The organism is Candidatus Magnetaquiglobus chichijimensis (assembly GCF_045865675.1).
GTDB classification, from domain to species: Bacteria; Pseudomonadota; Magnetococcia; order Magnetococcales; family Magnetaquicoccaceae; genus Magnetaquiglobus; species Magnetaquiglobus chichijimensis.
The window spans coordinates 2121713-2147013 of the sequence record NZ_BAAFGK010000004.1 but is presented as its reverse complement, the minus strand read 5'-3'; the positions used below and the strand labels follow the sequence as shown (position 1 = coordinate 2147013).

Annotated in this window: 20 protein-coding genes; all 20 read right to left on the bottom strand. The window is 65.0% G+C overall.

Translation table 11 applies throughout. The features are described from left to right. Positions 1-349: 349 nt before the first annotated feature. The 20 genes from ACOY6C_RS13410 to rsmH all read right to left on the bottom strand — a co-directional run bounded on the left by ACOY6C_RS13410 (position 350) and on the right by rsmH (position 25157). Entirely contained in the window at positions 350-1570 is a 1221-nt protein-coding gene (locus tag ACOY6C_RS13410) for a GTP pyrophosphokinase (RefSeq protein ID WP_420905977.1), read from the bottom strand. Between the two features lie 48 nt (positions 1571-1618). Then, positions 1619-2998 (bottom strand): sigma-54-dependent transcriptional regulator, encoded by a 1380-nt coding sequence (locus tag ACOY6C_RS13405; protein ID WP_420905976.1) that lies wholly within the window; start codon positions 2996-2998, stop codon positions 1619-1621. Positions 2999-3003: 5 nt separating this feature from the next. Further along, complete coding sequence (locus ACOY6C_RS13400; RefSeq protein WP_420905975.1) at positions 3004-5232, bottom strand: sensor histidine kinase; 2229 nt, start codon at positions 5230-5232, stop codon at positions 3004-3006. After that, the gene (locus ACOY6C_RS13395; RefSeq protein ID WP_420905974.1) at positions 5229-5801 is read right to left on the bottom strand and encodes a DUF4390 domain-containing protein; all 573 of its coding nucleotides are present in this window, start codon (positions 5799-5801) and stop codon (positions 5229-5231) included. The genes ACOY6C_RS13400 and ACOY6C_RS13395 overlap by 4 nt, the downstream gene beginning before the upstream one ends. 16 nt (positions 5802-5817) lie before the next feature. Continuing rightward, a complete protein-coding gene (lpxC, locus tag ACOY6C_RS13390; RefSeq protein WP_420905973.1) occupies positions 5818-6753 on the bottom strand; it encodes a UDP-3-O-acyl-N-acetylglucosamine deacetylase in 936 nt (311 codons plus the stop codon). Between the two features lie 528 nt (positions 6754-7281). Then, positions 7282-8508 carry a cell division protein FtsZ gene (gene ftsZ, locus ACOY6C_RS13385; protein WP_420905972.1) on the bottom strand — a complete coding sequence of 409 codons (1227 nt, stop codon included), beginning with the start codon at positions 8506-8508 and terminating at the stop codon, positions 7282-7284. A gap of 184 nt (positions 8509-8692) precedes the next feature. After that, positions 8693-9934: a cell division protein FtsA gene (gene ftsA / locus ACOY6C_RS13380; RefSeq protein WP_420905971.1), complete on the bottom strand. Its 1242-nt coding sequence runs from the start codon at positions 9932-9934 to the stop codon at positions 8693-8695. Positions 9935-10065: 131 nt separating this feature from the next. Beyond that, the gene (locus ACOY6C_RS13375) at positions 10066-10809 is read right to left on the bottom strand and encodes a cell division protein FtsQ/DivIB (protein ID WP_420905970.1); all 744 of its coding nucleotides are present in this window, start codon (positions 10807-10809) and stop codon (positions 10066-10068) included. After that, positions 10791-11774, bottom strand: a complete 984-nt coding sequence (locus ACOY6C_RS13370; protein WP_420905969.1) for a D-alanine--D-alanine ligase — start codon at positions 11772-11774, stop codon at positions 10791-10793. The genes ACOY6C_RS13375 and ACOY6C_RS13370 overlap by 19 nt, the downstream gene beginning before the upstream one ends. Positions 11775-11784: 10 nt before the next feature. Further along, positions 11785-12720 (bottom strand): UDP-N-acetylmuramate dehydrogenase, encoded by a 936-nt coding sequence (gene murB, locus ACOY6C_RS13365; protein ID WP_420905968.1) that lies wholly within the window; start codon positions 12718-12720, stop codon positions 11785-11787. Next, positions 12717-14117, bottom strand: coding sequence for a UDP-N-acetylmuramate--L-alanine ligase (murC, locus tag ACOY6C_RS13360; protein WP_420905967.1), 1401 nt, complete (start codon positions 14115-14117; stop codon positions 12717-12719). The genes murB and murC overlap by 4 nt, the downstream gene beginning before the upstream one ends. A gap of 3 nt (positions 14118-14120) precedes the next feature. Next, positions 14121-15230, bottom strand: a complete 1110-nt coding sequence (murG, locus tag ACOY6C_RS13355; protein WP_420905966.1) for an undecaprenyldiphospho-muramoylpentapeptide beta-N-acetylglucosaminyltransferase — start codon at positions 15228-15230, stop codon at positions 14121-14123. A 27-nt stretch (positions 15231-15257) separates the two neighbouring features. Beyond that, positions 15258-16448, bottom strand: coding sequence for a putative lipid II flippase FtsW (gene ftsW, locus ACOY6C_RS13350; RefSeq protein WP_420905965.1), 1191 nt, complete (start codon positions 16446-16448; stop codon positions 15258-15260). Beyond that, positions 16435-17808 carry a UDP-N-acetylmuramoyl-L-alanine--D-glutamate ligase gene (gene murD / locus ACOY6C_RS13345; protein ID WP_420905964.1) on the bottom strand — a complete coding sequence of 458 codons (1374 nt, stop codon included), beginning with the start codon at positions 17806-17808 and terminating at the stop codon, positions 16435-16437. Before murD ends, ftsW begins: the two co-directional genes overlap by 14 nt. Beyond that, positions 17808-18893, bottom strand: coding sequence for a phospho-N-acetylmuramoyl-pentapeptide-transferase (gene mraY, locus ACOY6C_RS13340; RefSeq protein WP_420905963.1), 1086 nt, complete (start codon positions 18891-18893; stop codon positions 17808-17810). Before mraY ends, murD begins: the two co-directional genes overlap by 1 nt. After that, positions 18883-20268, bottom strand: a complete 1386-nt coding sequence (locus ACOY6C_RS13335; RefSeq protein WP_420905962.1) for a UDP-N-acetylmuramoyl-tripeptide--D-alanyl-D-alanine ligase — start codon at positions 20266-20268, stop codon at positions 18883-18885. Before ACOY6C_RS13335 ends, mraY begins: the two co-directional genes overlap by 11 nt. Beyond that, positions 20265-21758 (bottom strand): UDP-N-acetylmuramoyl-L-alanyl-D-glutamate--2,6-diaminopimelate ligase, encoded by a 1494-nt coding sequence (locus tag ACOY6C_RS13330; RefSeq protein WP_420905961.1) that lies wholly within the window; start codon positions 21756-21758, stop codon positions 20265-20267. The genes ACOY6C_RS13335 and ACOY6C_RS13330 overlap by 4 nt, the downstream gene beginning before the upstream one ends. Next, a complete protein-coding gene (locus ACOY6C_RS13325; protein WP_420905960.1) occupies positions 21755-23884 on the bottom strand; it encodes a peptidoglycan D,D-transpeptidase FtsI family protein in 2130 nt (709 codons plus the stop codon). Before ACOY6C_RS13325 ends, ACOY6C_RS13330 begins: the two co-directional genes overlap by 4 nt. Then, entirely contained in the window at positions 23881-24150 is a 270-nt protein-coding gene (locus tag ACOY6C_RS13320; RefSeq protein WP_420905959.1) for a cell division protein FtsL, read from the bottom strand. Before ACOY6C_RS13320 ends, ACOY6C_RS13325 begins: the two co-directional genes overlap by 4 nt. Continuing rightward, entirely contained in the window at positions 24147-25157 is a 1011-nt protein-coding gene (rsmH, locus tag ACOY6C_RS13315; protein WP_420905958.1) for a 16S rRNA (cytosine(1402)-N(4))-methyltransferase RsmH, read from the bottom strand. Before rsmH ends, ACOY6C_RS13320 begins: the two co-directional genes overlap by 4 nt. Positions 25158-25301: the final 144 nt, after the last annotated feature.

Here is a 25301-nt window from a genome sequence, read left to right as displayed (position 1 = left end):
TTTAAACTGCAAGAAACGCGCCGTTGAGTTCGGGCCGTGTGCCGGCCTGTTTGGCGTCGTGGGGGAAAGGGGGATGAGTCAAAACTTTGGCAACTCCGTGGAGCATCCATTCAAGCGGGTGACGATTCAGGATCCCCACTGGTCCCGTGGAACTCCCGAAGGGGGAGGTCCATGGCCAGGGGGGTGAGGGGGCTTCCCCCGTCATGCACGTTGCAGGGATGGGGGACCCCCGCCACATGTAGTAAGTCCTGAATCGTTACTCACGTGGAAGGGTGAGCCGCGTTCGCGCAAGAACTCCGCCCACCCTTTCACGGGCGCCTGCTCGCGAACCCGCCACGCTTGAGTCGGGCTACGACTCCAGAACCTCTTGCACCCGGTCGATCAGATCCGACGACAGACCGGTGATGGTCGGGTCGTTCTCGAAGTGGTTGCGGGTGATGAACTGAAACACCGCGTTGGTCTGTCCGGTCTTGGCCGCCAGGGCGGTGCAGACCATCAGCAGGGTCACGCCGCGGGAGATGTGTTCGTATTTGTTGCTGGCCGGATCCCCGAACAGCACCCGCGCCACCGGTCGGATGAACTTTTCGTGGTGACGGATCATCTCTCCGGCCACCGCGATCGAGGGGATGTCCACCAGCAGACAGGCCTCGGTGAGTACCGCGATGCTCGGCGACTTGAAGATCAGCCGTGTGTCGTAGTGATCGGCGATTTTGCGGTCGTAGGCGTTGATCAACCGGTTGTCGAGCACGAACCGCTCCATCTCCGCCTCGCCGATGCGGGTGCTTGGCACCGCCCGTTCCAACAAAGCGGGCTTGCCGGCCACGGGTGGTTTGCCCGACGACTGGAGATCCTCCTCGAGGGGCGGCGGCGGGTCGAAAGGGAGTTCCGGAAGGGGAGGAAGGGGATCGCCCGGTTCGAGCTCCGGCGCGCGGGCCTGTTTCGGGGGCTTCCAGGCGTGCGGCTTGATCTGGTTGAGTTCCAGATCCGCCAGCTCGAACAGGGCGGTCACCCGGGCATATTCGCGCTGCCTGGCCGGCGGACAGTGCTCGCGGGTCTGGAATCCCAGATGTTTGTTGATCTCCAGCCAGGCATGCTGCAACACCGAGCGAATCTGCAACTCCACCAGAAACCCCCGAAAACGTCGGTATTCGATCAACTCCAGCCGGTTGTCGAGCAATCCCACCTGCAAATTGGTCGAGGTGTAGCCAAAGCGGTTCGGATCCACGGTTTGCGACTTGGGATGCTCGGGCGAGGTGAAAACGTTGAATTCGCGACGGATGATCTCCGAGATGACCTGCACCTCCTCTTCGAAATAGGTGATGATGCGGATTCCGGCGATGTCGGGCACGTCGTTCAAGGTGGCGTAGGGGCTCTTGGGATGGTTGAGTTTTTCGACCAGGCTCTCCTTCTCCTTGATGCGACCGACGATCGAATGGATCTTCGGGCCATCGGGCACGATGAACTCCTTGATCAGCGTCAGGGTGCGCTCCAGGAAATCCTGGTAGTTTTTCTTCTGCTGATCGTATTGAATGAGGATCTTGTCGATCATCACCGTGTCGAGTGGCTTCATCGGGCAGCTCCAGGGCGTGGATTCCTCGTGGGGTACCTGGGCATTCTATCAGTCCAAACCCAGGGTTTTCAACTTGCGATGCAACGCCGAACGCTCCATGCCGATCACCTCGGCGGTGCGCGAGATGTTGCCGTTGTGACGCGCAAGCTGGGCTTTCAGGAAGATTCTTTCGAAGGCGATGCGGGCATCGCGCAGATTCTCGTTCTCCAGCAGCGTGTCCCAGGGGGTGGAGGTGGGGGTGGCGCCGGGTTTGAGATGGATGAATTCGGGCAGATCCTCCGGATCGATCACCGTACCCGGCGCCATGATCAGCATGCGCTCCACCAGATTTTTCAGCTCGCGGACGTTGCCGGGCCAGTGGTAGTTTTTCAGGCAGTTGAACGCCGCGGGGGAGAAGGTGCGATGCTGGGGCAGGGTGGCCTGATGGGTCTTGATGAAGAACTCCACCAAAGGCTTGATGTCCTCGAGTCGCTCCTTGAGGGGCGGAACCGCGATGGGGATGACGTTGAGCCGGTAGTAGAGATCGAGCCGGAAACGCCCCTGGTCGATCTCGTCTTGCAGATCCTTGTTGCTGGCCGCGATCACCCGCACATCCACCTGGATGGGGCGGCGTCCGCCGACCCGCTCGAAGCGTCGCTCCTGGAGGGCGCGCAGGATCTTGGCCTGGGTCTTCAACGACATGTCGCCGACCGAATCGAGAAACAGGGTGCCCCGATTGCTCTGTTCGAAGCGACCGGCCTGAATGATCTTCTGACCGTTGGGGGCGCTGCTCTCCTGGCCGAACAGCTCCACCTCGATGGACTCTTCCGGGATGGCCGCCGAGTTGACCGCGATGAACGGTCCCGCCGCGCGGTTGGAGAGGGCGTGCAGACGACGCGCGGCCACCTCTTTGCCGGTGCCGTTGTCGCCGGTGATCAACACCCACCCCTCGGTGGGGGCGACGCGCAACAGCTTCTCCTCGAGGGCGCGCATGGCCGGTGAGTCGCCGATCATCGGCGGCACGGTCTCCATTTGTGCCTTGAGGGCGCGATTCTCCCGCGCCAGATCATGGGCGCGGATCGCCCGATCCAGCAACAACAGCACCCGGTCCAGCGAAAGCGGCTTCTCCAGAAAGTCGTAGGCCCCCTCCTTGGTGGCCGAGACCGCGGTTTCGATGGTGCCGTGGCCGGACATCATGATCACCGGGGTCTCCCCTTCGCCGGCGCGACCTTTTTCGCGCGCCTTGATGCGCCGCAGGGTTTCGATGCCGTCGATGCCGGTCATCCAGATATCCAGCAGGATCGCCGCCACCTCCTGTTGCTCCAGGATCCCCAGGGCCTCCTCTCCGGAGGCGGCCTCGAGCACCGGATACTCCTCGTCCTCCAGGATGCCGCGCAGGCTGGTGCGGATCGGTTCCTCGTCGTCGATGATCAGGATGGTGCGGTTCATGGGGGTCAGGCCTGTTCGCGGGAGGGGGCCACGGCGCCGGTGGAGGACGCGGAGATGGCCTGGGTCAGCGGCAGATGGATCTCCACCAGCGCACCGTCCCATTGGGATTGACGGATGCGGATGGTGCCGCCGTGATCTTCGATGATCTTTTTGACGATGGCCATGCCCAATCCGACTCCCGTGGCCTTGGTGGTGAAATAGGGTTCGAAGACGCGATCCCGATCCTTGGGCGGGATGCCGGAGCCGGAATCGGCGATCTGGATCCGCACCCCTTCGCCATTTTCCGTAACCTCGGTGCAAATGGCAAGATGGCGCGCTTCGTTCCGTTCGCGAATCGCCGCCATGGCGTTGGAAATCACGTTGGTGAAGACCTGTTTGAGCTGTCCCCGGTCGTGGGGAAAGAGGGGGAGGTCGGGCGCGAACTCGGTGGTGACCGAGAACTTTTCCAACTCGGCGCGATGCAGTTGCAACACCTCGCCGATGCCGGCATGCAGATCGTTCAGGGCCAGCTCCGGGCGCGGCAGCCGCGCGAAGGTGGAGAACTCGTTGACCAGTACCCGCAACTCCTCCACCTGGCTGATGATGGCGTTGGTCCCCTCGTCGAGCACCTGCCAATCCGGACACGATTCGGATTGATGCTTCATGTACTTGCGTCGCAACCGCTGCGCCCAGAGCTGGATCGGGGTGAGGGGATTCTTGATCTCGTGGGCGATGCGCCGCGCCACTTCGCTCCAGGCGTGGGAGCGTTGCGCCAGCAGGATGTCGGAGATGTCGTCGAAGGTGGCGATGAACCCCTGGCCCTCGCCGGAGCCATCCACCAGCGGGGTGATGCGTACCGTCAGGGTGTGGATGCGATCCGCGCCCTGGATCTGCATCTGGAACTGCATGGCCGATTCGGCGGGCGGGGGTTCCGCGCCGTTGCTGGCGGCGCGGCGCGCGTCGCGACGCGCCAGGGGGGCCAGCATCGCATCGGGCAGCACCGCGCGATGGTGCTGGCCGATCACCCCCTGGCTGTCCAGCCCCAGCAGCGCGCCGGCGGCTGGGTTCATGAGGGTGATCTCGCCGCCACGGTTGACGCTGATCACGCCGGCGGAGATGTGCTGCACGATCGCGGCCATGAACCGTCGCCGCTCCTCGAGCAGGGCGTTGGTGGCCTGAAGTTCCTCGTGGTTCTCTTGCAGCTTGCGGGTCATGGCGTTGAAGGCGGCCATGAGGGTGGCCAACTCGTCGTCGCCGGTCACCGAGAGGGTCACGGAGAGGTCGCCGATGGCCACCTTGCGGGCCCCGACGATCAGTTCGGCGATCGGATCGGTGAGGTCGTCGGCGATGCGGAATCCCGACCAGATCGCGGCCAGAAGCAACAGCAGGGCGATCAGAGCCAGGGTGACCGTGTGGTTGGCCTTGAGCAACCCGTGGGAGGCGCGCAGATTCTTGTAATCGACGTAGACCGCCTCGATGTTCTCCAACTGGCCGAGGATCTGCCGGTCGATCCAGTGGCCGGTGGCGAGCACATAGTTGTCATCGAGGGCCACGAAGGCGCGCACCCGGTCGCCGGCGTCGCTGGTGACCACCAGGGCGCGCGATTCACCTTCCACCAGGGCGTCGAGATCGGGCAGGGGATCGAACGGCAATCCCCCCGCCTTGGCGATGCTGGTGCCGTCCGGGCGCAGGATGATCACCTCGTCCAGGCCGCGGGCGTTGCGCTCCACCTCCAGAATGGCCGCGACCGCCTCGTTGTCCTCCAGGGCGAGGGCCGAGGCCACCGCGCGGTTGCGCACGATCCCTTCGGCATCGTGGCGGACGTTGCGCTGGCTCTCCCGGTAATAGGCGCGCGATACGCCGAGCGCGGTATCCATGGCGCGGGCGATGCGGTCGGAAAACCACGAGTCCACCCCGCGGTTGAGAAAGTTGACCGACAGGATGGCGATGATCAGGGTGGGCAGCAGCGACAGGGCCACGAACATCATCGCCATGCGGGTGCGCAGCATCGAGCCGGTGCGGCGCTGGCGCCGGTCGAGCCAGAGCCGGAACACATGGCGCAGTACCAGGAAGCCCAGCGCCAGGGCCAGGAACAGGTTGACGTAGAGCAGAATCAGAAAGGCCACGCCGTAATCGCCGCTGGTCACCGCCGCCGCGCCGCGCAATCCCTGAGCGGTCAGGAAGGTGATGATCGCCACCACCAGGGGCACCAGGAGCAGGTAGATGTGCCGAATGGGAAAGGTGAACCGTTTCATCGCAGTTCCGATTCGTGGAAGAAGTCCATGGGTTGATGCCAGGTGAGCCAGCGGTCGAGAAAGCGGAACAGGCGCGACATCCCCTCATGGGTGATGGAGACGCGGGTTTGCAGCAGGTAGTCGGTATCCGGCAGGGATTTGAAGCGCGGGTGGAGCAGCAGGAAGCGCGGATTGCCGATGAATTGCAGGGCTTCGCTTTCGTCGGTGGTGTAGTGGACCAGCCGTTGTTGGTTTTCCTGAAGCTCGTAGCGCTCGGTGATCAGGCGCATGCGAACATGGCGCAGGATCTGTTTGTCCAAAACATGGGCATTCGGCAGCCATGGGTGCTTGCGGATGAGGCGGAAGCGGTAGGTGGCAAGCAGGGGTTCGCCTTGTTGGAGGTTTTCGCCGAGGCGTTCGAGGAGTTCGGGGGCGAGGGTGACCCGTGCCAGGAGTTTTTCCCCCTGAAAAAAGGCTTCGGACTGTTGGATGACCGGCGCGGCGGTGTCGGAGCGTGGCTTTTCGCAGCCGGCGATCATCAGCGTCAAAAAGAGGACGCTTAAGATCGCCGGGCGGATGGAGGGCGGCAAGGGGCCCGAGAACGGGTTACATGGAGAAGGCGACGGCGGGTTGGAGCACGCGCGGCACCGCATTGGAAACGAGTTCCTGGAGAGGGGGGGCATGTTCAGCGGACTCCACCAACTCCCACGCATCGGTGCGCGCCAGGAGTTTGCGCAGCAGGAGGTTGTTCATGGCGTGACCGGAGCGGACCCCCTTGAAATGGCCCAGGATCGGACGACCCAACAGATAGAGGTCGCCGATGGCATCGATGATCTTGTGACGCACGAACTCTTTTTCGTAGCGCAGCCCCCCTTCGTTGAGGATGCGGAAGTCACCGATGACGATGGCGTTGTCCAGGGAGCCGCCGCGTGCCAGACCATTGGCGCGCAGGGTTTCGAGATCCTTGAGGAAACCGAAGGTGCGGGCGCGGCTGATATCCTTGATGAAGGTGGTTTCGGTGATGTCGATCTCCACGCCCTGCTCTTCGAGGAGGGGGTGATCGAAATCGATGTGGAAGCTTAAGCGGAAGTGATCGCAGGGGTGGAACGAGGCCCGTTTGTTCTCGTGGGTGACGGAGATGGATTTCTTGATGCGCAGCCATTTTTTTGGCACGCGCTGTTCGACGATGCCGGCGCACTGGATCAGGAAGACGAACGGAGCGGCGCTCCCGTCCATGATCGGGACTTCCGGGCTGTCGAGATCGACATAGGCATTATCGACCCCCAATCCGGCGAAGGCGGCCAGGAGGTGTTCGACCGTGGAGACGCGCACGCCGTCGGCATTGGCGATGGTGGAGCAGAGTCGGGTATCGACGACGTTCTCAACGCGGGCAGGGATCAGGGCGTTGCCCTGGTCGATGCGCTGAAAGACGATGCCGGTGTTTTCCGGTGCGGGTCGCAGCGACAGGTAGACCTTGTTGCCGCCATGCAGTCCGATCCCGGTGCAACGGATGGTATTCTTGAGGGTGCGTTGAAAAAGCATGTCTTTAGGTTCCGTTTCAGTTTGATTCCGTTGTTGGGACCCATCTCTTTCACGGGCATCCGTGGGACGCTGCGATTGGACGGCTAACGGCTGTCAAAGTTTTGCCGAACTTTCTTTCAGACGTCTCCCATAGTGTCAGACCTAGCTGATTAAAGCAACTATAATGCCAACACGCCAACGGAAACTTCACATCCATGAATCAAAAATTTCACTATAGCCGATTATTCACCCAGGGAGAAGGAAAAAATCTGACAAGGGAATAGGGGGATTGGTCTGGACCATGATGGGAAATTCAGGTCAACGAGATCGATGTTGACTGTTTTCGTCTCTCGAGTCGTCAAGTCAACTGCAGGTCGTCGGGGTGACGATGGGAGATTCTCTTGTTCCGGAGTGACCATTGGGGCCCCCTGCATAGAGTGGTGGCCTCAATGGTCACTCCGGAAGCGTTCGGATCGTCCCGCAAAAACCAAGACGCCCCCAGAAATCCGGGGGCGTCTTGGTGTGCAGTGCGCAAACTGTCGAGAACAATCAATCCATCTGCCGGCGCAGGAAGGTGGGGATGTCCAGGGCATCCTCGTTGTTGGTCTGCTCCAGGGTGTTGAAATCATCCAGAGTGCGCATCGGACGACGCAGGACGCGCACGTTGCTCTTTTTGGGATCCACACCCTCCAGGGCGATCTCCTTGGCCGTCACCGGCGTCCGGCTGGAGGCCGCGCTACGCTGTGCGGTGGGCTGCTTGGCGGTGGGATGGGTCTTGTTGGTGATGCTCTCCTTGCTCGGAAAGGCCACCTGCTCGGCCTCGCCGATGCCGGTCGCGACAACCGTGACGCGCACCGAATCTTCCATCGACTCGTCGAGCACCGCGCCCACCACGATGATGGCATCGTCGTGCACCATGTCCTTGACCACCGTGACCGCTTCATCCACCTCTTGCAGGGCCAGGTTGTAGCCGCCGGTGATGTTGATGAGCACGCCGCGTGCGCCGTGGATGGAGATCTCGTCGAGGAGCGGGCTGGAGATGGCCTGGGTGGCCGCGTCGAGCGCGCGGGTGTCGCCGGTGGCCTCGCCCGCGCCCATCATGGCATGTCCCATCTCGTCCATCACGGTGCGCACGTCGGCGAAGTCCACGTTGACCAGACCGGTGATGGTGATCAGATCGGTGATGCCGCGCACCGCCTGCAACAGCACGTCGTCGGCCTTGCGGAACGCCTCGAGGATGGTGGTGTTCTTGCCGACGATGGAAAGCAGTTTCTGGTTGGGGATGGTGATCACCGTGTCAACGTGATCGCGCAGCTCCTTCAACCCCTCTTCGGCATACTGCAGACGCCGGCGCCCCTCGAACCCGAACGGCTTGGTGACCACGGCGACCGTCAAGATACCCAACTCCTTGGCGATCTGGGCGATCACCGGCGCGGCGCCGGTTCCCGTGCCACCACCCATGCCGGCGGTGATGAACACCATGTCCGCGCCATGCATCGCCTCCTTGATGCTTTCACGGCTCTCCTCGGCGGAACGCATCCCCACCTCGGGTTTGGCCCCCGCACCCAGCCCGCGGGTGATGTTGGTGCCGATCTGGAGGCGGGTCGGGGCCAGATTGCGGGCCAGGGCCTGGGCATCGGTGTTGGCCACGATGAATTCCACCCCTTCGAGTTGGGCCTGGATCATGTTGTTGATGGCATTGCCACCCCCACCGCCCACGCCGATGACCTTGATGCGCTGCAACGGCTCTGAAGACGTCTCGAATTCGATGGCCATGAATGAAGATCCTCTTTGCAAAAAAAGAAACGCCCTGATAAACCCGCATGTTTCGGGGAGATCACGCTCTCCCGCCCGGGGACGCCCCGATGGGCGCTCCCCCAAATTTCATGGGATGGGGAAAAGTCCAGCCCCCCTCACCCCCGACCGTGGATCTCCCTGACGGGAGGTCCATGGTGACAACTCAAAACAGACCGCCGAACCAATCCTTCATGCGCTGGAACACGTTCTTGATGGGCAGTCCACCCGGCTCGGGTTGCATGCGCCGCCCCATCTCCCGTTCGTTGCGGCTGGCGAACTGCACCAGTCCCACCGCCGTGGCGTAGACCGGGGAGGATACCACGTCGGTCAGGCCGCCCACTCCCTGCGGCATGCCGCGTCGCACCGGCTTGTTGAACACCTCCTCGGCCAGATCCACCATGCCTTCGGTGATCGACGAGCCCCCGGTGAGCACCACGCCGGCGGCGATGTGTTCCTCGTAGCCGGAGCGGGCGATTTCGCGGTTGACCAGGGTGAACAGTTCCTCGACGCGCGGTTCGATGATCTCGGCCAGGATGTGGCGGGTGAGGGAACGGGCCTTGCGGTCGCCGATGCTCGGGACTTCGATGGTTTCGTCCGGGGAGACCAGGGAGGCCAGGGCGCAGCCGTACTTGCGCTTGAGTTGCTCGGCCTCGCGGGTCGGGGTGCGCAGACCCACGGCAATGTCGTTGGTCAGATGGTCGCCGCCGATGGCCAGAACCGCGGTGTGCTTGATGTGTCCTTCGCAGAAGATGGCGATGTCCGTGGTGCCGCCGCCGATGTCCAGCAGACAGACCCCCAGCTCCTTTTCGTCTGCGGTGAGCACCGCTTCGGAGGAGGCGAGTTGCTCGAGGATGATGTCGCCCACGTCCAGGCCGCAGCGGTTGACGCACTTGACGATGTTCTGCGCCGAGGCCACCGCGCCGGTGACGATGTGGACCCGCGCCTCGAGGCGCACCCCGTGCATGCCGAGGGGCTCCTTGATGCCGTCCTGTCCGTCGAGAATGTACTCCTGGGGAATGACGTGCAGAATCTCGCGATCCATGGGGATGCTCTGGGCGCGGGCCGCGTCGAGAACGCGCACGATGTCGCTCTGGGTGACCTCCCCCTCGCGGGTGGCCACCACCCCGTTCGAATTGCCGCTCTTGATGTGTCCACCCGCAATGCCGGCGAAGACCATGTTGATCTCCACCCCGGCCATCATTTCCGCCTCCTCGATGGCCATGCGGATGCTTTCCACCGTGGAGTCGATGTCGATGACCACGCCCTTGCGCAGACCGCGTGACGGATGGGTGCCGATGCCGATGATATCCAGACGTCCGTCGGGTTGTACGTCGGCGACCACGCAGCAGATTTTGGTGGTCCCGATGTCCAGGCCGACGATCAGGTTTTGGTCCTGTTTGGGCATGCTCAACCCGAAATCTTGTGTTGATCCGTGCCCCGTAGGGCGCCTGACGCGCTGAGCGCAATGTTTGTGGCCACGATGCGAGCGATTACCTCGCGTCTCTTGCCGGGCGGTCGCTCGAACCGTTCGGATGATCAGGTGGTCGGAGCGCGTTTGAGATCGCTTTTATCGGGACGTGGTGGTTCCGGGACCGATTCTGGCCGGATGGCGATCCGATTGGCGATGCGCAGCTCAACTTGGCGTATACGCAGATCCAATATCTTGTAACGTTTCTGTAACCTATGCAAGAGGCTAAGTTCCTGTTCCGCACGATTCGATAATAATAGCTTGACCCCCTTGCGCGTGTACAGGGTCCATCCGTCACCCGGGGTGCCGACCGCCTCGGAGAGCTGGTCTTTGATCCATGCCTGCTTATCAAGCAGATTCAACAGTTTTACCGTTTGTTCTGCCTGGTGCGAGCCGGGCAGGGGGGTGATCACCGGCAGCAACAGGGGATCCCCTTTCTCAAACGTTTTGATCGGCATCCCGTACTCGTCGAGCACCATCAGCCGTTCCCCCTGGCGACTCAGGCCAACCGCGCTCTTTTCGGAGAGGGTGACCGTCAGGGTGGACGGAAAGATCCGTTTCACCCGCACCGAGTGAATCCACGGCAACGTCTGCAAGCGGGTGCGGATCGTCTCCGGATCGATGGCGAGCAGGTTGGCGCCCTTGGGGGTCTCCATGACCCCGATCGCCACCTGATTCGGAATGTTCACCAATCCACGGATGTGAATCGTCTCGAGCGGGAACCAGTTCGAGCGCTTGAGCAGCTCCCAGCTCTGTCGTCCCGCGAAGATCACCAGGATCAGGAGCAGGAGGCTCAGGAAGAAGCGCGGCATCGTTCCAATCCGGCGCCCGCCAGAATCCGTTCCGCCAGATCCTCGAAGGAGATGCCGATCGCCGCCGCCGCCTTGGGGGCCAGACTGGTGGCGGTCATCCCCGGCAGGGTGTTGATCTCCAGCACCCAGGGGGTGCCATCGCCATCCACCATCAGGTCCACCCGGTAGAGTCCGCGACAACCTGCCACCCGACCCGCCTCCAGACCGATGCGCGTGGCGCGCTCCAGGGTCGCCGGATCCACGCTCTCCGGCGGGATCAGATAGCGGGTCTCCCCCGAGGCGTACTTGGCGTTGTAGTCGAAGAATCCCGCTGCCGGACGGATTTCGATCAGCGGCAGGGGACGGTCGTCGAGAATCGCCAGGGTCAACTCGGGTCCGATGATCTCCTCTTCCACCAGGATGCGGGTTTTTCCGCTTCCGGAGGCCCGCACCGCGATTCGCAGCGCCTCCTTCAACCCCTCCCGATCGTCCACGCGGCTGATGCCGACGCTCGAGCCGGTGGCCATGGGTTTGACGAAGCAGGGCGGATTGAGGGCCAGATCCGGCAGGGATGCCAGACTCTCCTCGCCATCGACCACCACCTCTTCCCAGGCCGGGGTCGGCAGACCCGCATCCCGGAACAGCCGTTTGCTGGCGATTTTGTTCATGCACAGGGCCGAGGGGCCCACGAACGAGCCGGTATAGGGGATGCCGAGGGTTTCGAGCAGCCCCTGAATCGCGCCATCCTCGCCCCCTTCGCCGTGCAGGGCCAGCACCGCCGCCGCGACGCGGTTCTTCAACAGCGCCTCGGGCAGTTCCCGACCGTTGGCCGGGTCGATGGAGACGGGATTCCAGCCACGTTTTTCCAGGGCGCCCATCAGGGCCGCGCCGCTACGCAGGCTTACCGCCCGTTCCGGGGAGGCGCCTCCCATCAACACCGCGATCCGTTGTCCCTCGGTCAGGGCGCGCTTGAGTTGCTCCAGCATGGCGTCACGCTCACTCCCATCCGACGAATTGGACTTCCGGCTCCAACAGGATGCCGGCGTGTTCGGCCACGCGCTCCCGTGCCCGATCGATCAGTTCGCGCATCTGTATGGCCGTGGCTTGGCCCAGATTGATGAAAAAATTGCAATGCATTTCCGACACTTGCGCATCCCCGACCCGCAGGCCGCGCAGACCGGCCCGGTCCAGAAGTTCCCAGGCCTTGGGGCCGGCGGGCGGATTCTTGAACACGCTCCCCGCGCTTGGCCAGGCCAGAGGTTGCGACCGTCTCCGTCGCGCATTGAACGCGCGCATCCGCTCCCGCACCCGTTCCGGATCGTCGGGCCGGAAACGAAACCGGGCCCCGGTGAAGATCCATGCCGCATCGATGCCGCAGTGCCGATATTCCATTCCCAACGCCGACTCGGGCAGAACATGGAGCCGGCCCGCAGGATCGACCAGATCGGCCTCCACGAGCAGATCCCGGATCTCCCCGCCGTGGGCCCCGGCGTTCATGCGCAACGCGCCCCCCACGCTGCCCGGTATGCCGGCCAGAAACTCCGCGCCCGTCAACCCCCGTCGCCTGGCGAAGTGGGCCAACGCCTGGGTGGTGGCTCCGGCATCGGCATGCACCAGGGTTTCCGAATCGGCGTTCAAGGATTCGGTAATAGTATAAATCCGATTCATGGCCTGGGTCAAATCCATAACTGCACCTGGGACACCTTTATCGGAAATTAACAGATTGCTCCCCCCGCCCAGGATCACCCGTGGCAGATGGTCCGGCCAGTTGGCGAGCAGTCCGGCGATCTCCACGGCATCAACCGGGGTGACCAGCCAGCGGGCCGGGCCGCCGATCCGCCAGGTGGTGCGCGGCCTGAGGGGCACGTCGCGGCGTACCGGGAGGGTGAGCGCGCAGGAGGCGAACGGGTCCATGCCCATGCCGTCGGTCACGAGGCCGCGAAATCGCGTGCCCGGTGGGAGATGCTGCCCGCGCCCAGAAACAGGGTGACATCACCGGGTTTGAGCAGGGATTCGAGCGCCTCGCGCCAGTTCTCGCCGCCCGGCAGGGGTTGGGCCTCCACGCTGCACTTGTCGCGGATGCCGCGCACCAGCGGGGTCTGTCCTCCCTTGTCCAGGGGACCGGGGATCGGAGCCTCCCCCGCCGGGTAGATGCGATCCACCAGCACCAGGTCGGCATCCCCGAAACAGGTGAGGAACTCCGGGAACAGATCCTGCACCCGGCTGTAGCGGTGCGGCTGGAAAATGGCCACGATACGGCGCGTGCCGTAGGCTTCGCGGGCCGCGGCCAGGGTGGCGCGGATCTCCGAGGGGTGGTGGGCGTAGTCGTCGATGATCACCCGGTCCGGGCTCTCCTTGAGGATGTCGAAGCGGCGCCGCACCCCCTTGTAGCGATCCAGCCCGCGGACGATCGCCTCCCAGGGGATTTCCAGTTCCAGGGCCACGGCCACGGCGGCCAGGGCGTTTTGCACATTGTGATGACCCGGCACCGGCAGGGCCAGTTCGCCCAGGGAGCGGGATGCCCCCTCGCCGTCCGGATCCTTCAGGAGCACCTCGAAGCGGGTGCGTCCCCCCTCGCGACGGAGGTTGACCGCGCGCAGATCCGCGCCGTCGGTCAAGCCGTAGGTGATCAGACGTTTCTCCTCCAGCCGTCCCGCCAGCGCCGCCACCTGGGGATGGTCGAAACAGAGCACGCCAAGACCATAAAAGGGGATTTTCTCGACAAAATTGAAATAAGCCTGCCGAACCGCGTCGAAGTTCTTGTAGAACTCCATGTGCTCCGGGTCCATGTTGGTGACCACCGCGATGGTGGGAAAGAGCTTCAGGAAGGTGCCATCGCTCTCGTCGGCCTCGGTGACCAGAAACTCGCCGGTGCCCAGACGGGCATTGCTGCCGAAAGCCTTCACCACCCCGCCGTTGACCACCGTGGGATCCATCCCGGCCTCGCCGAGCAGGGTCGCGGTCATCGAGGTGGTGGTGGTTTTGCCGTGGGTGCCGGCTATGGCGATGCCGTATTTCATGCGCATCAGTTCGGCGAGGATCTCGGCGCGTCGCGCCACGGGAATGCGCAGCCGTTTGGCCTCGAGGATCTCCGGATTTTCGGTGGTGATCGCCGAGGAGCGCACCACCACATCCGCCGAGCGGACCTGTTCGGCGGTGTGTCCCACGCGGATGTCGGCGCCCAGATTCTTCAGGCGCAGCACCGAGGCGTTTTCGGCCATGTCCGAGCCCGACACCTGATAGCCCAGATTGAGCAGCACCTCGGCGATACCGCTCATGCCGATGCCGCCGATACCCACGAAATGGAGTTTGCGGATTTTGTCGTACATCGATCAACCGTTTCCCTGGCGCGCCAGAAGTTGGAGAATTTCGTCCATCATGTCCGCCGCGGCCCGTGGACGGGCCAGCGTGCGCGCCCGTCTTCCGGCCAACTCCAGCGCAGCCGGATCGCCCAGCCTGTCGGCCAGAAACGCGGTCAGCCAGGATACGTTAAAGTTTTTTTGGCTCTGGGTCCAGGCTCCGCCGGCATCGGTGAGCGGTTTGGCGTTGGCGGTCTGGTGGTCGTCGGCGGCAAAGGGGTAGGGGACCAGCAGCGACGGTCGTCCGGTGGCGGCCAGCTCCGCCACCGACGAGGCGCCGGCGCGGCTGATCACCAGATGGGCCTGTCGATAGGCGCTGGTCATCTCCGTGAAGAAGGGGGCGACCTCCGCTTCGATGCCGGCGGTTCGGTAGGCGGTGCGCACTTCCTCCAGATCTTCGGATCGCGCCTGCTGGCGCACCTGGAGGGAAACGCCCTGCCGGTGGAGCCGGTCCAACGCCTCGGGCACGACTTCGGTGAAGATCCGCGCCCCCTGACTGCCGCCAAAAATCAGGATCTGCCAGGGTTCGCCCGGTGCCGGCGGGGTCAGGGGCGGCACGTCGCGTACCAGGCTTTCGCGCACCGGATTGCCGGTTTCCACCGCCCGCCCGGCGGGGAAATATCCGGTGGCCTGGGCAAAGCCGGTCAGGATCCGGTCCGCGAACCGGCCCAGACGGCGGTTGGTGAGGCCGGGGATGGCGTTCTGGTCGTGGAGCAGGGTGGGGATGCCGGCCAGTCGGGCGGCGATCACCGCCGGGGCCGAGGCGTAGCCCCCCATGCCGAGCACGGCGTGGGGCTGAAACTCCCGCAGCACCCGCCGCGCGGACAGGATCGCGCCGGGGATGCCCAGCAGGGTGCGTGCCCGAGCCAGAGGACCGCTCCCCTTGAGTTTGCCAACCCGCAAGGTGACCAGTCTTTTGCCGTGCCGAGGAATCAGGCTGCACTCCATCCCCCCCTCGGCGCCGACGAACAGGGTCTCGCCACCGCCGGCCTCCCAGAGATCGGCGACCGCCAGGGCGGGAAAGAGGTGTCCGCCGGTGCCGCCTCCGGCCAGGAGCAGTTTTTTATCCATGGCGTTGCTCACGACGTTCGATCCCCATTCCCGGCCCGGTCACCCCGAAGGTCCATCCCGACTGGTGGCGCCACCCCGGTTCTGGGCCGGAAGCGTGCGCGAAAAGGCCAGCAACAGCCCGATGCTCGACAGGGTGATCACCATCGACGAGCCGCCGTAACTCACCAGCGGCAGGGTCAACCCCTTGGGCGGCAGCAACCCCATCACCACCGCCATGTTGGCGATCGCCTGGGAGGCGATCAGGGTGGTCAGACCCGCGCTGCTCAGACGCACGAAGAGGTCATCGCTCATCCGGGCGATCAGCATGGCGCGCCACACCAGCAGGGCGAACAGCGCGATGATGACCAGAATCCAGATCAGCCCCAGCTCCTCGCCGATCACCGCGAAGATGAAATCGGTGTGGGCCTCGGGCAGGTAGAACTGTTTCTGTTGTCCCTCGCCCAGCCCCGCGCCCATCACGCCGCCGCTTCCGAAGGAGATCAGGGATTGCGCCAGTTGGAAATCGCTGTTCAAGGGGTCGTCCCAGGGATCGAGAAACGAGGTGACGCGCCGGAACCGGTAGGGGGCCATGATCACCCCGGCGGCGGCCAGGGGGATGGCGGCCCCGGCCACGGCGGTGATCCAGGAGAGGGGCATGCCGGCGATGAAGATCACGGTCACGACCACCATGCCACAGATCAGGGTGGCGCCGAAGTCGGGTTCGGCCATCAGCAGCACCGCGCCCAGGCCGAAAAGTCCCAGCAGCGGCAGAAGCCCCTCCTTGAAATAGCGCACCCGTTGCGGCTCCAGGGCGAGCAGGTGGGCGACATAGAGGATCAGCGTCACCTTGAACGGTTCCGAGGGTTGCAGGGTGAAGAGGCGCAGATTGATCCAGCGTCGTGCCCCGCCCCCCTCCATGCCGATTCCGGGCACGAAGACCAGCACCAGCAGAAAGATCAGCACCCAGAAGGCGGTGCGGCTCAGGGCGCGGATGGTGGCGATCGGCAGACGGCTCAACCAGGCCATGGCGGCCAGTCCGGCCAGGGCGAACACCGCGTTGCGCAGCGCGTAATGGGTGGAGTCGTCGTATTTTTTCAGGGCGATGGGGGTCGAGGCGGAGTAGACCATCACCAGACCCACCAGCAGCAGCACGAAGGCGGTTCCGGCCAGCCACAGGTCGATGTGGCCGAGTCCCTTGTTCTCTTCGGCGTACTTTTCGCGCCACGGGGTGGAGGGCTTAGACGAGCTCATGGACAGCCTCGCGGAATTGATCGCCGCGATCCTCGAAGTTCTTGAACATGTCGAAGGAGGCGCAGGCCGGGGAGAGCAGCACCGCCTGGCCGGAACGGGCCAGTTTTCTGGCAAGGCGCACCGCGTCGGTCATGCTGGCGGCGCGGTGTGGGGTGGGCCCCTCGGCGAGGGCGCGGGCCAGGTCGTTGGCCGCCTCGCCGATCAGGATCGCCTCCGCGACCACCCGCCGGGCCACCGGCGCCAGGGCGGCGAAGTCTCCCTTTTTGTCGCGACCGCCGGCGATCAGGATCACCCCGCCGCCCGCCGCCACGGAAGGGAACGATTGCAGGGACATCAGGGTGGCCCCGACGTTGGTCCCCTTGGAATCGTTGTAGTAGTCCACCCCGTCGAGGGTGCGCACCAGTTCCATGCGGTGGGTGAGTCCGGGAAAGCTCTTCAAGACCGCGACGATCGCCTCGGGCGCGACGCCGTGCGCCAGGGCGGCGGCGGTGGCGGCGGCGGCATTGGCCTGGTTGTGGATCCCCCGGATGCGGATCGCCGCAAGCTCCACGAGGGGGACGGGCGCGGTCCCGCGTCCGTCGATCAGCCACCCCTCGGAGGCGTACACCCCGCCGGGAACCATCCGCTCCACGGAGAAGGGAATGATATCAAGCCCCATGGCGCGGGCACGAGCCAGATCCGCGCCCAGATTCGGATCGTCGGCGTTGATCACCAGCCGGTCGCCGGGCTTGCCGTTGGCGAAGATGCGGCTTTTGGCCGCGCCGTAGGCGGCCAGATCCGGATAGCGATCCAGATGGTCCGGGGTGAGATTGAGATGGACCGCCACCTCGGCGCGGAAGGCAGCGATGCTTTCGAGCTGGAACGAGGAGAGTTCCAGCACGTAGGCATCCATGGCCTCTTCCCAGAGGGAGAGGGCCGGCATGCCGAGGTTGCCGCCCACGGCGGTGGCGATCCCCTGCTGTTGCAGCATCAGGCCGATCAGGGTGGTGACGGTGGATTTGCCGTTGGAGCCGGTGATGGCCAGGAAACGGGCCTGTGGGCGTTGGGCGCGGACGTGGGCGTGGAGCCACTCCACGTCGTTGATGACCGGGATTCCGGCGGCGATCAGGGTTTGCATCTCCGGCAGCGCGCGGGGCACGCCGGGGGAGAGGAGCAGGGTGGCGCAGGTCGAGAGGCTCTCCACCGGGGGCGCGGCCCCGCGCAGGGGGGTGACGCCGGGCAGCTCGGCGAGTGGGGCGAGGGTGGCCGGATTGGCATCCCAGGCGATCACCGGCGTGCCGCGGGCGGCCAGAAAACGGACCGCCGCGATCCCGGAGCGGCCCAGGCCGATGACGCCGACGGGTGGGGAGGGGTGGTTCATCAGCGGATCTTCAAGGTGGAGAGGCCGATCAGGGCCAGGATGATGGAGACGATCCAGAAACGCACGATGATCTTGGGTTCCGCCCACCCCTTGAGTTCGAAGTGGTGATGGATCGGGGCCATGCGGAATACCCGTTTGCCCACCAGCTTGAAGGAGAGGACCTGGATGATCACCGAGAAGGTTTCGAGCACGAAGATTCCGCCGATCACCGCCAGGACGATCTCGTGACGGGTGGCCATGGCGATGGTGCCCAGGGCGGCCCCCAGGGAGAGGGAGCCCACATCGCCCATGAACACCTGGGCCGGATAGGTGTTGAACCACAAGAAGCCCAGGGCCGCACCCACCAGCGCGCCGCAGAAGATGGTCAGTTCGCCGGCTCCGGGAATGTAGGAGATGCCGAGATAATTGGCGAATTTGGCGTGTCCGGTCAGATAGGTGATGAACATGAAGCTGGCGGCGGTGAGAATGGTCGGTCCGATGGCCAGGCCGTCGAGGCCGTCGGTGAGGTTGACGGCGTTGCTCGAGCCGACGATCACCAGGATGGCGAAGGGCAGGAAGAACCAGGCCAGATCGAGGTTCAGCTCCTTGAAGAACGGAACCGACAGGGCGCCGAAGACACCCGGCGAGGAGAGCTTGAGATAGAGCGCCACGCCGATGGCGAGCATGGATTGCAACAGAAAGCGCACCGAGGCCGGCGCCCCCTTGGTGTTGCGTTTGGTCACCTTGTTGTAGTCGTCCCAGAAGCCGATGGCCCCGAAGCCGAGGGTGGTCAGCAGCACCATGTGGATGAACGGATTGGCCAGATTGGCCCACAACAGGGTGGAGATCGTGATGGCCAACAGCATCAGCGCGCCGCCCATGGTGGGGGTGCCGCCCTTTTCCAGCAGATGGCGCTGGGGACCGTCGGTGCGGATCGGTTGCCCGTTGGTTTGCAGCCGGCCCAGGGCTCGGATCATCCAGGGACCGACGATGAAGGAGAGGATCAGGGCGGTCAGGATCGCGCCGATGGTCCGGAAGGTGATGTATTTGAAGAGGTTGAGGACCGTCCAGTGGCCGCTCAACGGGTAGAGCAGGTTATACAGCATGGTTCATCAGATCCTTGACAAGTCGCTCCATGCGCATGCCCCGCGATCCCTTGACCAGGATCACGTCGTCACGCCGGAGCTGTGTAGAGAGGTTTTTCAACCAGTTGGACGGATCGTCCTGGTGCCGGGCGTCGATTCCCGGCAAATCGCGCCGCAGCGCCTCGTGCAGCGCACGCATCTGGGATCCGGCGGTCAGAACCAGATCGATGCGATTCTTGGCGATGTCGCGGGTCAGGGCGGCGTGCAGCGTCGGGCTCTCCGCGCCCAGCTCCAGCATGTCGCCGAGGATGGCTACCCGGCGCCGGGCCGGATGGCTGCCCAGGGAGGCGATGGCCGCCGCCATGGAGCCGGGATTGGCGTTGTAGGTGTCGTCGAGGATGGTCCATCCTTCGGGTCCGGCGAGAACCGCCCCGCGTCCGGGCAGGGGTTGGAACGCCGTGAGCGCCGCGCCGATCGCCTCGGGAGAGGCGCCGGCCAGCCGGGCGACGCCGGCGGCGGCCAGGGTGTTGACCACCCGGTGCGGGGCGCACACCCCCAGATCCACCGCCGCGCTGGTTCCATCCGGCCAGAGAATCGTGCCGCGTCGCGCGCCGTCGCCCGGTGTCGGATCATCCTCCCAGCGGATGTCGGCGTTGGGTGTGGGTCCGAAACGGATCCGGCGACAGTGGGTGGCGGCCTGCTCCAATATCGGGCGTTGCGGCTCCAAGGCCGGGATCAAACCCCAGCCGTCGGCGGGCAGGGCGGCCAGAAGCTCCCCCTTGGCGGCGGCCACCGCTCCCAAATCCGAGAACGACGCCATGTGCGCGGGCTGGACATTCGTGACGACACCGATGGAGGGGCGGGCCAGATCCGCGAGAAAGGAGATCTCCCCCGCCGCGCTCATCCCCATTTCGATCACCGCCACCCGGCAGTCGGCGGGCATGGCCAGCAGGGTCAACGGCACGCCGATGTGGTTGTTGAGGTTGCCGGTCGTGGCGTGGACCGGCGCGCACTCGGCGCGCAGGCAGGCGGCGATCATCTCCTTGACCGTGGTCTTGCCCGAGGAGCCGGTGACACCGATCACCAATGGCGCGACCTGGCGGCGCCAGGCGGTTCCGGCTTGACCCAGGGCGGTCAGGACATCGGGAACCCGCAGCACCGGGACCGAGGGGGGCGACGCCGGCAGGCGACTGACCAGCAGCGCGGCGCAACCCTGGTGGATGGCCGCATCGATGAAGTCATGGCCGTCGAAGTTCGGTCCGGCCAGCGCGGCGAACAGCTCTCCCGGACCCACCTTGCGGCTGTCGGTGGTCACCCCGGTCAGTTCCGGATCCCCGGACGGCGCGCCAAATCCCCATTCGGCGGCGCAGGCGGCATGGATGAAGGAGAGTTTCATGGGTTGGAGAGTCCTTGAAAACCGATCTCCGCCAGATAAGCGCGGGCCACCTGGGCATCGTCGAACGGGATCGGGCCATCGGCCAGGATCTGTTGGGTTTCGTGCCCCTTGCCGGCGATCAGCACCACATCTCCAGCGCGCGCCATCCCGATGGCCTGGCCGATCGCCTCGGCCCGTCCCGGAATCTCGAGGAGTCGCTCCTCCGCTCCGGTCATGCCGGCGCGGATCGCGGCGCGGATCGCGGACGGATCCTCGGAGCGTGGATTGTCGTCGGTGAGGATCGTGAAGTTCGCCAGGCGTGCGGCGATCGCGCCCATGAGCGGACGCTTGCCCGCGTCGCGTTCTCCGCCGCAGCCGAAGAGCAGGATGCGCCGCGCCCGCGGAGAGATCTCGATCATCGTGGACAACAGACGCTCCAGGGCATCGGGAGTATGGGCGAAGTCCACGAGAATGGTAAAGGGTTGACCTTGGCGGATCGTCTCCATGCGCCCCTTGACCGGCTGGAACCGGGCCAGTCCGTCGGCGATGGTGGTCATGTCGATGCCGATGCGGCGGCAGAGGGCGGCGGCGGTCAGGGCGTTGGCGACGTGGAATCTTCCGGCGGTCTTGAGGGTGATGGCGCGGCTCTGGTTTGGGGTGAACAACTCGAAGCGGGTGGTTTGCCAGTCGAGTCCGATCCCCTCGGCGCGGATTTTTGCCTCCCGGTGGCCCTCGAGGGTGAATCCGCTCACCGAAATCCCCATCGCCAGGCAGTCGGCGGCCAGTTCCGGCCCTTTCGGGTCGTCCAGGTTGATGACGGCGGCATCCGGATACGGCGGGTTCAGGAACAGCCGGCGCTTCGCCTGCCAGTAGGCCTCCATGCTGCCGTGATAGTCCAGATGGTCGCGGCTCAAGTTGGTGAAGGCCGCGACCTGCCAGGGGATGCCGGCGCAACGCGCCTGATCCAGGGCGTGGGAGGAGACCTCGGCCACCACCGCCTGGCAGCCGGCCTGATGCATCGCGGCCAGGGTCGCCTGAAACGTGACCGGATCCGGGGTGGTCAGCGTCGGGGCCAGCGCGCCGCCCGGATGGCGGATGCCGGTGGTGCCGATCACCCCGATGGGGGTTTCGGCGGCATGCAGGATCGCCTCGACCATCCCGGCCACGCTGGTTTTGCCGTTCGAGCCGGTCACGGCCAGCATGGTCAGCCGATCCGCCGGATGGCCGTGAAAGGCCGCCGCCAGATGGGCCAGGGCCACGCGGGGTTCGGGATGGATCAGGCTCGGAACCGGCAACTCCCGGCTCCCGTCGTGCAGGATCGTCACCGCGCCGGCAGCGATGGCCGCGTCGATGAAACGCCCTCCATCCGCCCGCGTGCCGGGCAGGGCGGCAAACAGCGCGCCAGGGGTCACCGCCCGTGAATCCGAGCACAACCCGGTGATCTCGACATCCGCGCCGGTCTGTCGCAATCCTTGGCCACGGTTGGCACGGAGCAGTTCGGAGAGTCTCATTCGAGCACCAGGCGCAGTTCGCCCTCCTCTCCGACGATCTCCTGGACCACGCGACCCGATCCGGAGATTTTGGGCACGATCCCTTGGGCCTGGGCCTTTTCCAGGGCGTTGGCCAGGGAGAGTCCCTTGTAGCCCTTCTTCTCTGCGGTCTCCTCTTCCGTTGGCGGGGGAGGCGCCGGCCTGGCGCCGGGCGGGTCGGGCAGGGGCATGGGTTTGGCCTCGTCTCGTGGCGGCGGGAGCTTGAGATCCACCGGTGTGGTGGGGAGCACCGCGAGCAGGGGAAGGATCTCCTCGGCGATCTCCCGGAAGACCGGCGCCGCGGCCAGTCCCCCGTAATAGAGTTTGGTGTCCGGCTCGTCGATGCCGACAAAGATCACGATCCTGGGATCTTCCGCCGGGATCATGCCCACGAACGAGGCGAAATAACTCCCGCCCATGTACCCCTGGCGTCCCGAAGCCTTGCGGGCCGTGCCGGTCTTGCCGCCCACCGTGTAGCCGGATACCTTGGCCTGGGCGGCGGTCCCTTCGGTGGTGACCACGGTGGTGAGAATGCGTCGCAGGGTGGCGGAGGTCTGCTCGGAGATCACCCGCTTGGGCTCCGGACGCTGGATCGAGTTTTGCTTGTGGTCGATGATCCGACCGGCCACCAGATGCGGGGGGCGCAACAGACCTCCGTTCACCGCCGCGGAGGCGGCACTGGTGATCTGGAGCGGGGTGGCCAGCACGCCGTAACCATAGGAGCGGTTGGCCTGTCCCACGAAACGGTAGTGGGTGATGTCGGCCATGGAGCCGGGCGATTCGTTGGTCTGCTCGATGCCGGTGGGGCGCGAGAAGCCGAAGTTGAGGATGTACTGTTCGAGCACGTCGTGTTTCATCATCAGGCCGATCTTGGCCGCGCCGACGTTGGAGCTTTTCTGGATGATCTGACTGACGGTCAGGCTCTGGGGGCCGACGTGGAAGTCCCGGATGGTGCGATCGCCGATGGTGAAGCGGCCACCCTCGATGTTGATGACCGTGTTCTCCTTGATCAGGCCCAGATCCAGGGCCGCGCCGATGGTGAAGATCTTGAAGGTCGAGCCCGGTTCGTAGGCATCCATGATGGCCCGGTTGCGACGGGTGTCCGAATGGCTCTCCAACAGATTGTTCGGGTTGAAGGCCGGTTGATTCACCATGGCCAGGATGTCGCCATTCTTGGGATCCAGGATGACCACCGATCCCGCCTTCGCCTTGCTGCGGGTCACCCCGCGCAGCAGGGCGCGGTAGGCGATGTACTGCACCGTGGAGTCGATGGTCAGCACGATGTCGTGACCGGGTTTGGCGTCGGTGATGTTCTTGACCGTCGGCATCACCCGACCCATGCGGTCCTGGGTGATGATGCGGGTGCCGGCCTGCCCCTCGAGATCCTTCTGGAACACCTTTTCCAGACCTTCCGCCCCCTTGCCGTCGAAACCGACGAAGCCCAGAATGTGGCCGGTGATCTCGCCCAGGGTATAGTAGCGCTGCATGTTCGGGATGAAGAACAGCGCCGGATTGTTCAGATGCTGGATCTTCTGGATGATGGTGGGGGGCAGTTTGCGGGCGATGATCGGATAGGTGCCGACCTTGGCCCGTTTGAGCTTGGAACGCAGGTAGTAGCGTTCCACCCCGAGGATCGGCGCGAGTTGATCGGCCAGTTGCTGGCGATCGTGGACCTGATCGATATCCACCGAGAGGGAGCGCACCGGCAGGCTGATGGCGAGCGTATGGCCGCGCCGGTCGAGAAACTGGCCGCGATGGCCCTGGGCGGTGATTTTCTTTTGGTACTGGCGCAGGGCGCGGCGATGCAGATCATCCCCCTGCACCACGGTCAGATCCACGGCGCGGGCGGCCAGGATCGTGAAGGCGAGCATGAAGAATCCGAGCAGGAATTTCAGGCGCATGCCGATGTTCACGGTTTCCGGCGGGCGGACGCCGGGACGGGGCTTCAACCGTTCCGGGGTGAGGGCCGGGGAGGGCAGGGGCGCCGAGGCGGACGGGGATGACTGGCCGGCGCGGGAACGTCGGCGCATCCGGGGCAGGAGTCCGCTCAGCGTGCGCAAGCCGGTGAGCATGCCCGCCAGACGATTGACCTTTCTGCTGGTGCTCACTCGGGGGCCTCGCGCCACTGATCGGGGCGCATCGGGCGCATGCCCAGATCCTTTTTGGCCCGACGTTCGATGGTGTTCAGATCGGTGCGCGCCACCCATTCGACGCGCAGCGCCTGTTCCTGATCCAGCAGGTGTACACGCTTTTTGAGATGCCCCTCCAGTTCGCGATGGGCCTCCTGCATCCACATGCGCGAGGCGATGGTGATGGCGGCGGTGATCACCAGAAGAATCGCCAGCAGGGTATGCAGAAGCCAGGGGGATTTCATCCGACCCGCTCCCGGCGCCCGAGGGGATCCCCGACACGTTCGATCACCCGCAGTCTGGCGCTGCGCGCGCGGGGATTGGCGGCGATTTCCGCTTCGCCCGGGACGATGGAGCGGGTGTGGGGCAGACGGAAACCGGGTTCGAAGGGGGCCGGTCGGAGGGGCAACAGCGCCGCCGGTCCGCTCGGTGGCGGCGGGGGCAGGGTCAAGGCGCGAAAACGCTGTTTGACGATGCGATCCTCCAGGGAGTGAAAGGTGATCACCGCCACCCGACCTCCCGGAGCCACGGCCCGCAACGCGGCGTCCAGTCCGCTTTCCAGCTCTTCCAGCTCTCGATTCACCGCGATGCGCAACGCCTGGAAAATGCGCGTGGCCGGATGGATGCGTCCGGCATGGGGGAGGGTTTGTTCCAGCAGGGTGGCCAACTGCGTGGTGGTGGCGAACGGTTCGCGCTCGCGCCGCGCCACGATGGCGCGCACCGCCCGACGGGCATGCCGCTCCTCGCCGAGATCCCAGAACATCCGGGTCAACGTCTCCGGGCTTTGCCGGTTGATGAGGTCTGCCGCCGTGGGGGCATCGCTCGAAGGGTCCATGCGCATATCCAGAGGTCCGTCCAGTCGAAAGGAGAAGCCTCGTTGCCCGACATCCAGCTGCCGCGAGGAGACCCCGACATCAAAGAGAACACCATCGATCTTTCCCATCAATCCGCGACTGGCCAGGTGTGTTTCCAACCCGCCAAACGGCGCGTGGATCATCTCCAGCCGGCCCGCGAGGGTGGCGGCCAGGGCCAGACCCCGTTCGACGGCTTCCGGATCCCGATCCAGGGCGATCACCCGACCATCCGGCGCCGAGGCGGCGAGCAGCAGGCGGGCATGGCCACCCGAACCGAAGGTGGCATCGACCAGGCAGCCACCCGGTCGTGGGGCGAGCGCCGCCACGGTTTCCTCCGGCATCACGGCGCGGTGGCCCCCGGAGTCGTCCTGGGCCGCATGGTTGGTGGCCTCGAGCAAGCCGGCCCATCCTTTCCTTGGTGTTGCCTGGTGATGACGGCGCACGAGCGTTGCGCACGCGCCGGCGGGGCGCCCGGATCTTGGGATGCGCCTCCACGGGCCCAGGAGTGATTAACGCATCCGAGATTATAGATTCCGATCCGA